This is a genomic window from Amycolatopsis mediterranei, from assembly GCF_026017845.1.
Classification (GTDB): domain Bacteria; phylum Actinomycetota; class Actinomycetes; order Mycobacteriales; family Pseudonocardiaceae; genus Amycolatopsis; species Amycolatopsis mediterranei.
On the sequence record NZ_CP100416.1, the window covers coordinates 7858903 to 7871722 of the forward strand.

Below are 12820 nucleotides of genomic sequence, written 5' to 3' on the forward strand. Positions count from 1 at the left end.
CTCAGTTCCCCTCTGCGTGCAGCACGGCGAAGACGATCGGGTCGGTCCGGTCGTTGACCGTCGTCGACCACGTGGCGATCCGGGCGTTGCCGGAGGCGAGCAGCGCCCACCCGTCGGCGTCGACCTGGCGCACGGTCAGCGCCTGGGTCATCGAGCCGGTCTTGCGGACGCACTCCAGAGCGCTCCAGACCCGCGTGTTGGCCACGCTGATCGGTTCCCCGGTGTCCGCGGCCAGCAGGCGGCCGAGGGCGAGCAGTTCCTCGCCCAGCAGCCCGGCCCAGTCCTCGTCGGTGCGTTCGATCGCCGTCTCGATGTCGCAGGCGACCTGGTCGGGGCCGGCGGCCACGAGGGTCAGCTCCGAGGTGTGCGACGCGGTGACGTGCACACCGCCGTCGCACTCCGGCTTGCCGTCCGGGCGGTACCGGACCTCGACCGGCCGGTCGAGCGCCCGGCCCGCGGCCAGCGCGGTCTGCGCCCGCCGCTCGGCGACGCCCTCGGCCGGGTGCCCGGCCGGGTCCGGCTCCAGCACGACCGCCCGCGTCCCGCCGAGCAGCCGCTCGCACGCACGCTCCACATAGGACCCGAGCATCGACGGGACCCACGGCCCGGCGCCGTCGCGCTTGCGGACCGCGCGCAGCTTCAGGCCTTCCCAGCGCTCGACCAGCGTCCCGTCCGGGTTGCGCACGTCGAGGTCGTAGACGTAGCTGTCGCCGTCCTGTGACCGTTCCTTCGCGTCCAGCAGGACGTACTCGTCGTGCTGGCGGCCCGGCTCGGCCAGGTACAGCTTCTCGATGCCCTGGGGCAGCAGCGTCGCGTCGGGGACGCAGCACTGGATCGCGTGCATCATCGCGTCGCGGGTGCCCGGGTCGGCCAGCAGCCGCTCCTGCGGGAGGAACGGGGCGAACCAGGAGTGGTCCGCGCTCGTCGCGATCTCGGCGACCGCGTGCCGGGCGCTCGCCCGCCGGTAACCGAGGACCCGCTGGAACCGCTTGCCCTGGAACAGGACCGAGCCGTACAGCTCGCTGATCGGCTCCACCGGGACCGGCGGCAGCGCGACGTCGCGCGTCACCTGCTCGCCGATCTCCGCCGGCCGGGCGAAGCTCAGCCGCGCCTTGAAGTGGTCGGCGCTGAAGCCGGTCTCCTCGCTGCGGATCACGACGTCGACGGTGTCGGCGTCGCGGGCCAGCGTGGCCAGCCGGACCGTGGTCGAGCCGCCCGGCGAGACGATGATCGGCCGGAGGAACTCGACGTCCGACAGCACCGGGGTGCCGGTGCGGTCCAGCGTCGCGGCCGCGGCTTGGGTCATGGCCTCCATGCCGATGACCGCGGGGAACAGCAGCTGCCCGTCCAGCAGGTGGTCGGTCAGGTACGGGTCCGCCCCGTCGGACAGGTCGGCCTCGGTGATCAGCTCGACCCCCGGGTAGTGCACGATGGCACGGTCGACGAACCGGGTCAGCGGCAGCTCCCGCTTCTGGATCGGCAGCGTGGCCAGTCCCGACGTGCGGCCGCAGACCACCAGCACCGGCGGCGCGGCCGGGTCGGCCAGCACCTGGCGGAGGATGGTGATGCCCTCCTCGGTGGGGATCGGCGTGATGCCGTCGCGCATCAGGGCGCTGACCACGCCGAGTTTCTCGCCCATGCCGGTACCGGACCAGACCGACCACTCCAGCGCGATCGCCCGCGCCTTCGGGTGCTCCTGGCCGAAGCGCAGGGTCAGCTCGGTCATCCAGTCGTTGGCCGTGGCGTAGTGCGCTTCCCCGCGCAGGCCCGCCCGGCCGATGATGCTGCCGAAGGTGACCAGGAGCTTGATCTTGTCCTGGTCCACCGCGGCGAGCACCGCGTTGAGACCGCCGATCTTCGGCGCGAGGGTCTTGCGGAAGCTGTCCTCGGTCAGGCTGAACAGAGCGGCAGGCTCGTTGCGGCCGGCACCGTGCAGCACCGCGGTAACCGGGCCGAGGTCGGCCTGGATCCGGGCGACCGCGTCCGCGATCTGCGGCGCGCTGGTGACGTCGGCGCGCTCGTAGCGGTAGCGGATGCCCGCGGCCTCCATGCGGTCGAGGTTCTCCGCCAGCTCGGTGTCGGTCTCCGGGTCGCTGCGGCCCAGCAGGCCCAGCTTCGCACCGGAGTCCTTGGCCAGCGCCAGCGCGCTTTCCGCCGTGATGCCCTTGCCGCCGCCGGTGACCAGCAGGACGTCGGAGGAGTCCAGCGACTCGCGGATCGGGCCGGCCTTGGGGGCCGGCAGCGCGGACAGCCGCGGCACCGTGCGCCCGCCGTCGGCGCCGTAGCGGGCTTCGGTGAAGTCCGTGGTCCCGGCGACCTCGGCCACCACGGTGTGCACGGCTTCGGTGATGGCGTCCGCACCCGCGGGGGTGGGGTCGGCGAGGTCGATGATCGTCGTCTTCGCCGAGGGGTCCTCCAGGCGCAGGGTCCTGGCCAGGCCGGCGGCGCCGTAGCCGTGGTGCACCACCACGAAGCGCGTGCCGTTCGGGGCGGCCATGACCGCGCGGCCGGCGTCGAGGAACAGCCCGACGTGGCTGGAGTCGCAGTCCGCCGGCAGGCAGAGCAGCACGCCGTCACCCACCCCGGACGCGGCGAGCGCGGCCCGCAGCGGTTCGGCCAGCGGGTGCCTCGCGGTCGCGAAGACCCGCCAGTCGGCCTGCCCGGTGCCCGGCGGGATGTCCGCGGGCGGCCGCGGGGCCGGCACGTACTCGACCGCGAACGGCCGGACCCACGGGCCGACACCCGGGGCTTCGCCGGCCCCCGAGTCGGACGGCTTCGCCGTCTGCGCCAGCTCGTCGATCATCTCGGCGAGCTCACCGAGGCACACCGTCGCGAAGTTCGGCATGCCCTCCAGCGCCGGCCGGCCGAGCGCCCGGGTGACGTCGTTGACCAGCTGGCCGACGGTGATCGACGACAGGTGCAGGTCGTCGAGCGGGTGGGTGTCGGCGGTGACGGATTCCAGCGGCAGCTCGACGCGCTCGGCGGCGAGCTTGCGCAGCAGGTCCAGCGTCGAACCGGTGCCACCGTCGCCGGTGGCGGCGTCGGTCTCGGCGGCCTGTGCCTGCTCCGCGGCCAGCTCGGCGGCCAGCTCGCTGTCGATCGACGGCGCCGCTTCGCACGGGCTGGACAGGAAGTTGTACACACCGTCGGCGGGCAGGGCGCGCACGACGCGGCCCTCGAACAGCGCGTCCACCGTGATCTGCGCGCCGAGCGCGAACGCCGCGCCGACGACCCGCAGCAGGGCCTGCAGCGACGCGTTGTCGGTGTCGATCGCCAGCACCGGGGTCTCCGGCGCGATCTCCTCGAACAGCCCGGTCAGCACCCGGCCGGGGCCGACCTCGACCACCAGGTCGCTGCGCTCGGCCACCTTGGCGGCGGCCTCGCGGAAGCGGACGGGCAGCACGATCTGGTCGCGCAGCAGCTCGGGCAGGTTCTCCGCGGCGTGCAGCACGTCACCGCTGACGGTCGAGACGACCGGCCGCTCCAGCCGGGCGAAGCGGAACTCGCCCAGCCGCTCGGTCATGGCGTTCGCGGCCGGCTCGACGGCCGGCGAGTGGAAGGCGTGCGAGACCTTGATGCGGGTCGCGCCGACCCCCTGGGCCTTGGCCCGGGCGACGATGCGGTCGATCGCCTCGGCCGGCCCGGAGATCACCGTCTGCTCCGGCGCGTTGTAGCCGGCGATGACGACGTCGGTGCCCAGGCCGAGTTCCTCGACGCGGCCCGGCGACGCGGCGATCCCGGCCATCGCGCCGGTACCGTCCCCGGTCGTCGTGGCCATCACCTTGCCGCGCACCTTGGCCAGCTCGAGCAGCCCGCGCTCGTCGAGCGCGCCGCCCCAGTGCAGGGCGGTCAGCTCGCCGAGGCTGTGCCCGGTGGCGGTCGAGGCCTCGATGCCGAACGAGCGCAGCACCCGCAGCGCGGCCAGCGAACCGGTGACGATCCGCGGCTGCGCCACCTCGGTGGCGACCTGGTCGCCGGCCACCGGCAGCGCCGCGGCCTGGAAGATCTCCTCGGCGAGGGTGAACCGGCGGCGCAGCGCGCTGTCGCCGCCGCGCCCGGATCCCTGGCCGGGGAACAGGTAGCCGATCTTCGGGGCGGTGCCGCGGCTGCTCGCGAAGATGCCGTCGCCGGCGTCGAAGACCGAGTCGCCGGATTCGAGCTTTTCGAGCAGCTTCGTCAGCTTCCGCTCGGCGTGCTCCGGGTTCGCCGCGACGACCGCGGCGCGCACCGGCTTGCCCGACAGCTTCTTCGCCAGCTCGCCGGCGAAGTCGGTCAGCTCGGCGAACGACAGCTTCGGCACGACCTCCAGCGCCGCGGCGATGTCGCCGCGCAGGGTGGCGACGTCGTCGGCTTCGAACAGCAGCAGCTCGGCGTCCTGCCGGCCGGCGACCAGCGTGCGGGCCCGCTCGTCGAGCTCGCGGCGGCGGGGCGCGGTCGGCGCCTCGGTCACCGTGACGTGGGAGTTGATGCCGCCGAAGCCCATCGCGGACACCCCGGCGCGGACCGGCTGGTCCTCGGGCCAGAGCAGCGCGTCGCTCGGGACGAACATGCGTGCCGAGGTGCCGGTCAACGACTCGTGCGGCTCGTAGTGGCCGGTGGCCGGCGGGATGACCTGGTGGTAGACCGCCAGCGTCGCCTTGATCAGGCCGGCCACCCCGGCCGCGGCCTTGGTGTGCCCGATGTTGCCCTTGATCGTCGACAGCGCGGCCTGCTTGGCCAGCGGGTCGGCGTCGCGGCGGGCGGTGGACAGCGCCTCGATCTCGGTGGCGTCGCCCAGCGCGGTGCCGGTGCCGTGGCCCTCGAAGTAGGAGACGGTCTCCACGCCGTAGCCGGCGCGGGCGTAGGCGCGCTTGAGGGCCAGCCGGTGCCCGGCCGCCTCGGGCCGGGTGATGCCGCCCTTGCCGTCGGAGGAAACGCCCCAGCCGCCGATCGACGCGTAGATCCGCCGGCCCTGCTCCAGCGCGTCGCTCTCGCGCATCAGGACCAGCATGCCCGAGCCCTCACCGGGCCAGAAGCCGTTGGAGTCGGCGTCGTAGACCTTCATCTCGCGCTTGGCCAGCGCGCCGGTCTTCGCGAAGCCGATGACCTCGAACGGGTCGATCGACAGGTCGACACCGCCGGCGATGGCCAGGTCGAGGTCGCCCTGGACGAGCGCGTTGGCCGCGGTCACCACCGAAAGCAGCGAGGACGAGCAGGCACCGTCGACGGTGTAGCCGCCGCCGGCGAAGTCGAAGTAGTTGCACACCCGGCCGGCGATCGTGTTCGCCAGGCCACCGGCGAGGGTGTCCTCGTTGATCTCCGGGAACGGCTCCTTGTACTGGATTTCGAGCGCGCGGAGGAAGTCCGCGGTCTCGTCGTCCGCCCAGCCGCGGGCGGTCAGCGCCGCCGCGACCGTGCGGCGCACGTACGGCCAGCGCAGCCGCATGATGTTGGCCCGGGAGAACTCACCGGTCAGGCTGTTGCCGATGACGACGCCGGTGTTGGCCTTGGGCGCGCCGTCGGCCGCTGGGAAGCCGGCGTCCGCGAGCGCCTGGGCGGCCACCTCGAGCGCCAGCCAGTGCGTCGTGTCGGTCGCCCGGAAGGTGCTGCCGGCCACCTTGTGCGCGACCCGGTCGAATTCGTAGTCCCGCAGCACGGCCGCCTTCTGCGCGTAGAAGCGGTCCGGCGCCTTCGGGTCCGGCGAGTAGTAGTCCGCCCGGTTCATCCGTTCGTCCGGCAGCCTCCGGAACGCCCGGCGCCCGGCCAGCACGTTTTCCCAGAGCTCCTCCGGAGAACTCGCGTCGGGGTATCGGAGACCGATACCGACGATCGAAATCCGCTCTACGCTCATGCCACCGCACTCCCACTGGCTCTCGAGCCCCGTATCACCGGAACCATCAGGTCCCCGCTGTCCTGCGGGCGGGACACCGGTCCCGCCGCCGTCTCCGCCTTCGGGCCGCGGCGGCGCCGCGGCCCGGTTCACCCGGTCCGCCGGGCCACCGGAGTCCAGCATCTCCTCCGGTGGCGCGGACCGTCTTCTTTCTCCCTGCCCCCGCCCGCACGTCAGCACGCTCGGACAAGGGATCCGCACTGTCTGCTCAGGACGGTCGCGGGCCGAACTGGCCGGGGCGGCGCCCCTCGCCCGCCGCCCCGCGGTAAGCCTGGGCGATGTCGAGCCACTGGTCCGCCAGCGTGCCCTTCGCCCGTACGTCGAGGTCGAAGCGGTGCCGCCGCCGGGTGGCGAGCAGGCAGAAGTCCTCGGCGCTGCCGGTCACCCGCTGCTGCGCGTCCGCGGGCCCGAACGTCCAGAGCGCGCCCGAGGGCGCGGTGAGCTCGAACCGGAACTCCTCCGCCGGCGGCGTCAGGTTCCGCGCCTCGTAGCCGAAGTCCCGCACCCGCACGGCGAACCCGGCCAGGTGCTTGATCCGGTCGGTGCGTTCGATGCGCACGCCCAGCGCGTCGGCGACGTCCTGGCCGTGCGCGAACAGCTCCATCATCCCGGCGCAGGCCAGCACGTACGGCGGCAGCGGGTTGACCAGCCACGGCACCAGCTTGTCGCCGGGCACCGCCGCGAGGGCCTTGATGGCGGCGTCGCGCTCGGCGCGCCAGCGACTCAGCAGCACCTCGGTGGGGTCGTGGATGAACTCCTGCAGCGCGGCTTCGACCGCGTTGTCGAAGCCGACGTTCGCGACGGCCTTGGTCATCTCGATGAAGGCTTCCGGCTGCGCGGCCGCGAGGCCGGCGATCCGGAAGATGAACGCGAGGTGCGCGATCTGGTGGCGCACCGTCCAGCCCGGCGCCGGGCTGGGGGCGTCCCACCCGGCCTCCGGCAGGTCGGCGACGAGGGCGTCCACTGCGGCGCCCTCGGCGGTCAGGTCGTCGATCACGCCCGTGGTGTCTGTCACCTGTCTGTCCTCTCACCGGTGCGACGTGTGCTGCTGGGTCGGACGGCCGACGCGGAAGGCGGGTCTGGGGGTGAGCCACCTTCCGCGGCGGCGCCTGAGCGGATCGGTTCCCGCCCGGGGTGGCGGCACGACCGGCGGATCTTCGGTGTGCCCGGTTCTGCGCCTCCCGGCGGTCGATCCGACTCTGCGATCATCGCCCGCCGCGGCGCGGCGGGTCTTCTCTTCTCGGGCGGACCGGCATGCGCCCGCCCAGCTCCAGGGCCGCGGCGTGACTCGCCCACGACACCAGTTCCAGCAGGCCGCGATCGCCCGTGCGTTCCGGGCCGAACGCGACGACGTCGGCCGAGGTGACCTGGTAGGGCGCCTTGGCCACCAGCAGCGCGAGCCGGCCCTCGGCCCGCTCGCTGCCCGGCAGCTCGGCGGCCGGCAGCTCGGCCCACGCCCGGCTCAGCCCCGGCGATTTCCCGTCCCACGCCTTGAGTTCCCGGCGGACGAGGTCGCGCACGCGCGGCGCTGCCGAGCGTTCCCCGGCCGCCTCGATCGCGGCCGCGGCCCGGGAGAACGCACCGGCGAGCGGGCCACCCGGCGGGGCCCAGTCCGGGCCCGCAACCGGCGAGGCCTGCAGCAGGCCCAGCGCCTCGCCGGGGGGCGGCGCGGCCCCCGGCTTCAGCAGGAAGCCCAGGACCGCCTTGGCTTTCGCCCGCGCCGACGCCGGAACGGCGTCCGGCAGCGGCGAGGGGCCGAGGAAGACGCTCACCATCCGGTTCAGGTAGTGGAACGTCACGGCCACGCCGGTGAACTCGGCGACGGCGCCGGCGGGCACGTCCGCCGGCAACTGTCCCGCACCCCGCGCCCAGGCCGCCAGCTCCCGGGTGTCCCGGTCCGCGATGCCCCCGGTGTCGCCGGCCGCGATGGCCGCGGCGGCGTCCGGTTCACCCAGCGAGCCGAGCGCCATCCCGTGCACCTCGACGCAGTACGGGCACGAGTTCGCCGCCGACACCGCGGCCGCGACGACCTCCTTGTCCGCCCGGCTCGCCGTCCCGCCCGCGATCAGCGACTCCCGCAGCATCAGCCACGCGGCGGCGAGCACGTCCGGGGCGGCCGAGTGCAGCGCGACCGGCGGCGCGAGCATCCCGAAGTCCCGCTCCACCTGCCGGTAGACCTCCCGCACGAGCCCCCGCGCCTGCCGCGGCGGCACCACATCGACGTACTTCACGTCCCGCAAGGTCCGCCGCAGCGCAACCCGAACCACTCCCGGTGCCATGTTCCCTCCCAAAGAGCGTGCTCAGACGGGCATCACGAGTTTCGTCAGTTCCCGGCGACCAGGTCCAGTTTGGACACCGCCCGGCGGCCGGTGATCGAGCCGTCGGGGGACGGCGCGCCGTACTTGACGTCGACGCCGCGCGACTGCAGCTCCCGGACGATGCCCGGGATCGAGCGCTCGGCGAGCGCGGCGATGGTCATCGCCGGGTTCACCGTGAGCGCGCCCGGCACCGACGCGCTGTCGGTGACGAAGATGCCCGGGTGGTTGCGCAGCTCGTGGTTCGGGTGCAGCGCGGACGTCGCCTCGTCGTCACCGATCCGGCAGGACGCCAGCGGGTGCACCGTGTACGCCCCGACGACGTCGTTGGTCCACGGCGAGACCTTCGCCAGGCCGTCCTTCTCGATGATCGCCTTGCAGTCGGCGTCCGCGAGCGCCCAGCCGTGGCGGGTGTTCGGCGTGGGGTCGTAGCGCAGCGGGCCGCGGCCGAGCATCTGCTGCGAGATGCGGTAGGCGTTGCCGGTGGGCGGCGGGGTGCCGAAGACGCCTTCGTTGTCGTCCTCGGTCATCAGGAAGATCGTCAGCCAGTTGGCCCACTGCTTGAGGATCTCCTTCTTCTCCGCCCCGTACCAGCGCGGCTCCTCGCCGCCCGGCGCCTGGGCGAGGATCGTGCCCAAGCCCGGCGGGAAGTACAGCTGCTCCAGCGAGTACCGCTCGTACTCCGGCAGCGACCCGTCGAGCTTGTCCCAGTTCGCGACGGTCGGGCCCTTGCCGATGTGGTTGGCCGAGTACACCGGACCGTCCTCACGGGACAGTCCGAGCACCTCGCGGACGCGGTCCTCGTCGATGATCGCGGTGTTGAGCCGCTCGCCGTTGCCGGAGAAGTACCGGCCGACGCCGTGCGGCATGGTGCCGAGCGCGGCCTCCGAGCGCTGCAGGATCACCGGGGTCGCACCGGCACCGGCGGCGATGATGACGACCTTCGCCTCGATCACGCCGCTGCCGGTGTGGACCCGGTAGTCCTCTTCGTCGATCAGGTCGAAGTAGACGCGGTAGCCGCCGTCCTCGGTCCGCTCGAGGCGCTGGACCTCGTGCAGCGGCCGGATCTGGGCGCCGTGCGCGAGCGCGGCGGGCAGGTAGTTCGTCAGCATCGACCGCTTGGCGTCGAACTTGCAGCCGGCCATCATGAAGTTGCAGTTGACGCAGGTCTTGTTGTCCACGGCCACCGGCGCCGGGTTCGCGGTCCGGCCGGAGTGGTTGCAGGCCGCGGCCCACAGCCCGCCGGCGTAGGAGACGTCGCTCCAGTCCTGAGTGGACACCGGGAGCGACTCGTCGACGCGGTCGTACCACGGCTCCAGGCTGTCGCGGGAGATGGCTTGCGGCCACATCCGGCGCCCGATGCTGCCGTGCCGTTCGAAGACGAACCGCGGCGCCCGCGGCATCGCGGCGAAGTACACCACGCTGCCGCCGCCGACGCAGTTGCCGCCCAGCACGCTCATCCCGTCGCCGACGACGAAGTCGAACGCCCGCGTGTAGGACGAGCCGAGCAGGTAGTCGTGCTCGAAGTCGTCGGCCGCCAGCCACGGCCCGCGCTCCAGCACGGTCACCTTGGCCCCACCGGCTGCGAGGTGGTAGGCGGGGATGGACCCGCCGAATCCGCTGCCGACGATGACGACGTCGGTCTGGTCGATGGCAGTCATGCGGGGCTCCCCGAGGGCGTCGTGTCCGGGTGGATCTCGGCCAGCTTGCGGCCGTAGCCGTACTTCGGGAACCGCCAGAAGCCGTCGGCGTCCGGGGCGGTGTACCCCAGGGCCAGCAGGCCGGGGTGGCCGTTGCGGATGGCCTCGGCGGTGTGCAGGTGCGCGGCGCTGTCGAAGGCCATGTTGCAGAACAGCGCGAGGCTGACCCAGCCGTCCTTCTCCGGGTGCCCCGGCGTGGTCAGCCGGTTGACCAGCTCGCGGCGATGCGCGTAGGGCAGCGCGACGAACGGCGGGACGTCGTGGTCGAGTTCCAGCTCCACCTCGCCCGCGTAGGACTTCGCGTGGTCGTTCAGCGACTGCGCGAGGTAAGGCAGGCCGGCCGTGACGCCGGTCGCGTCGAAGTTCAGCAGGTCGAGCGCACCCGCCGCGACCGAGCCGGGGCCGGGCGCGGCCCCGGCGACCGCCCGGTCTTCGGGGAACCGCTTCTCCCCCGGGACGATCGTGTCCGCGTAGGCCTCGAGGGTCATGTTCTTGAAGCGTTCTTCTTCGGTGGCCTCGGGTTGCACCGGCCTACCTCCTCGTCGAATGTCCACAATAGAATTACGCCGCCTTGCGCGTGGCTCCCGCCCGCGGGTGCACGGTCATCGGCAGCCCGCCGCGCACCCGCAGCGAGAGCATCGCCTCGGGTTCGACGACCTTGCCCGGCACCTTGTGCAGTTCCAGGTCGCGCGCGGCCAGCGCCAGCACGAACACCGCCTCCATCACCCCGAGGCTGTTGCCGATGCAGAACCTCGGCCCGGCCCCGAAGGGCAGGTACGCGTACCGCGGCGGCCGCTCCGCGGCGGTGAACCGCCCCGGGTCGAAGCGCTCCGGGTCGGTCCAGAACTCCGGGTGCCGGTGCAGCGTGTAGGGCACGACGACGACGTCGGACCCGGCCGGCACGTGGTACCCGCCGATCTCGTCGTCGGCCTGCGCGATCCGCGGCAGCAGCCACACCGGCGGGTAGAGCCGCATGACCTCTTCGACGACGGCGACCGTGTAGGTCAGGCGACGCAGGTCTTCGTGCTCGGGCAGCCGGTCGCCGAGCACCTCGACGGCTTCGGCGTGCAGCCGCTCGCCGACCTCCGGGTGCTCGTCGATCAGGTGGAACGCCCAGCCGAGCGTGCTCGCCGTCGTCTCGTGCCCGGCCAGCAGCAGGGTGATCAGCTCGTCGCGCATGCGTTCACGCGACGCGCCGTCCCCGGACCCCGACTGGATGAGCCGCGACAGCACGTCCTCGCCGCCCTCGATCGGGTTCGCGAGCCGCTGGTCGACCAGTTCGTCGGCGATCCGGCGCAGGTCGTCGCGCGCGGTGCGGAACTCCAGCTGCTTCTTCAGCGGCACCCACTGCGGGACCGCGCTCAGCGTGACCGCCTCGAACATGGCCTGGTCCTGCACGGCCTCGAACGAGTGGCCGAGCGTTTCGTAGCCGCCGAGTTCCGCGTCGAGCAGCGTCTTGCCGAGCACGCCGAGGGTCAGGCCGGTCATCTCGTGCAGGATCTCGACCGGGCCGTCGTGCGCGGCCAGCCGCTTGATCAGGGCGTCCACTTCGGACGCGACGACGGCGGCCTGCCGCGAGATGCGCTTGGGCTGGAACACCGGCTGGATGGTCCGGCGCTGCTTGCGCCAGGTCTCCCCGTCGCTGGTGAGCAGGCCGTCGCCGAGGGCCCGGCGGGCCTCCTGCAGGCCGATGCCCTTGTGGTAGTTCCCGGCGTTGTCCGCCAGGACGTGCTTGGCCAGGTCGGGGTGGTTCACCAGGTACATCGCCTTCGGTCCGATGGCGATGCGGACGACGTCGCCGTAGGTCTCGGCGTTGTCGCCCATGAGGGCGAGCCGGTCGGTGAAGAGCTGCTTCAGCAACCGGAGGGTCGCCCGGCGCGGCGGCCCGGGCGGCGCGGTGCGCGCCGCCCGGGCTCGGTGCTGGGAACCGGTCATGCCGCAATGGCCCCTGGCTGCTCGTCACCGGTCTCCACCGGCGACGCGATCTCCAGCTTGGCCTTCTGCGCGGCCTGGTCGGCCTCGAACTTGATCCGCGCCTTGTTCGAGAAGTGCAGGCCCCACAGGAACATGCCCCGGATCAGGCAGACGGCCGCGGTGGCCAGGAACAGCCCGTAGGCCACGTGCACGGCGATGAAGAAGCCGTACGCGAGCGCCACGCCGGCCCCGAAGGCGAACTGCGAGGCCGGCTTCGACGGCGACGTGCCCGGGTCGGTCACCATGTAGTTGGTGTAGAGCACGAACGCGACGCCGGTGCCCATCGCCAGCGCGCCGGAGATCGACGTGTCGAAGAGCCAGCCGCGGACGAACGCCTGGACGACGAAGAAGCTCAGCCAGCCCGCGATCAGCCACATCCGGCCGGTCAGCAGCGCGTTGAGCACCGTGCCCGACACGATGATGATGCCGACGATCAGCCAGCCGCCCCAGGTGGGGATCTGCTCGGTGAAGTGGTACGGCGGGGCGATGCTGGCCCACGGGAACACGAGCAGGATGATCGTGATGCCGAAGTTCGACGGGTTCATGTAGTGCCGCATCCGGCCGTACACCGGCGCCTGCAGGATCCACTTGGTGCCGACCGCGACGGCGACCCCGAACATCATCACGAGGATCTGGTCGTTGACGTAGGTCAGCATGTTGAGCGCGAGGCCGGTGATGTGCGCGGGCAGGAGGAACTCCGCCAGCCCCTTGAACCCGCCGCCCCGGAACCGGACGTCGCGCTGGGTCACCCGGGCGTTGATGATCTCGAGGACGATCTCCGTGGTGTACGCGGTCGCCAGCGCGACGAACGGGTACAGCCACGGCTGCTCGAAGCCGAGCACGGTGTAGCCGACGATGTTGAAGATCGTGATCGAGATCGCGAACCGCCGCAGCGCGGTGATGACCTTGTTGGTCCGCTTCGGTGGCGCACTGTCCACCTTGGTCAGGGTCGGGGTGGCCAT

General features: G+C 72.6%; 7 protein-coding genes. All 7 read right to left on the minus strand.

The window, feature by feature from the left end; translation table 11 throughout:
• Position 1 precedes the first annotated feature (1 nt).
• The 7 genes from ISP_RS35250 to ISP_RS35280 all read right to left on the minus strand — a co-directional run bounded on the left by ISP_RS35250 (position 2) and on the right by ISP_RS35280 (position 12820).
• A complete protein-coding gene (locus ISP_RS35250; RefSeq protein WP_071831510.1) occupies positions 2–5830 on the minus strand; it encodes a type I polyketide synthase in 5829 nt (1942 codons plus the stop codon).
• Positions 5831–6077: 247 nt separating this feature from the next.
• Entirely contained in the window at positions 6078–6884 is an 807-nt protein-coding gene (locus ISP_RS35255) for a TIGR03084 family metal-binding protein (RefSeq protein ID WP_013228631.1), read from the minus strand.
• A 190-nt stretch (positions 6885–7074) separates the two neighbouring features.
• Entirely contained in the window at positions 7075–8148 is a 1074-nt protein-coding gene (locus tag ISP_RS35260) for a carboxymuconolactone decarboxylase family protein (RefSeq protein WP_176742109.1), read from the minus strand.
• A 44-nt stretch (positions 8149–8192) separates the two neighbouring features.
• Positions 8193–9845 carry a GMC family oxidoreductase gene (locus tag ISP_RS35265; RefSeq protein WP_013228633.1) on the minus strand — a complete coding sequence of 551 codons (1653 nt, stop codon included), beginning with the start codon at positions 9843–9845 and terminating at the stop codon, positions 8193–8195.
• Positions 9842–10411: a DUF5987 family protein gene (locus tag ISP_RS35270; RefSeq protein WP_013228634.1), complete on the minus strand. Its 570-nt coding sequence runs from the start codon at positions 10409–10411 to the stop codon at positions 9842–9844. The genes ISP_RS35265 and ISP_RS35270 overlap by 4 nt, the downstream gene beginning before the upstream one ends.
• A gap of 34 nt (positions 10412–10445) precedes the next feature.
• On the minus strand, positions 10446–11819 hold the full coding sequence (locus tag ISP_RS35275) for a cytochrome P450 (RefSeq protein WP_013228635.1): 1374 nt from the start codon (positions 11817–11819) through the stop codon (positions 10446–10448).
• A complete protein-coding gene (locus ISP_RS35280; protein WP_013228636.1) occupies positions 11816–12820 on the minus strand; it encodes a hypothetical protein in 1005 nt (334 codons plus the stop codon). The genes ISP_RS35275 and ISP_RS35280 overlap by 4 nt, the downstream gene beginning before the upstream one ends.

What these genes read in the sequence shown, in the direction of transcription:
- ISP_RS35275 (WP_013228635.1), bottom strand. Translation starts at nt 11,819, where the DNA reads ATGACCGGTTCCCAGCACCGAGCCCGGGCGGCGCGCACCGCGCCGCCC.
- ISP_RS35280 (WP_013228636.1), bottom strand. Translation starts at nt 12,820, where the DNA reads ATGGCCACCCCGACCCTGACCAAGGTGGACAGTGCGCCACCGAAGCGG.
- ISP_RS35265 (WP_013228633.1), bottom strand. Translation starts at nt 9,845, where the DNA reads ATGACTGCCATCGACCAGACCGACGTCGTCATCGTCGGCAGCGGATTC.
- ISP_RS35260 (WP_176742109.1), bottom strand. Translation starts at nt 8,148, where the DNA reads ATGGCACCGGGAGTGGTTCGGGTTGCGCTGCGGCGGACCTTGCGGGAC.
- ISP_RS35250 (WP_071831510.1), bottom strand. Translation starts at nt 5,830, where the DNA reads ATGAGCGTAGAGCGGATTTCGATCGTCGGTATCGGTCTCCGATACCCC.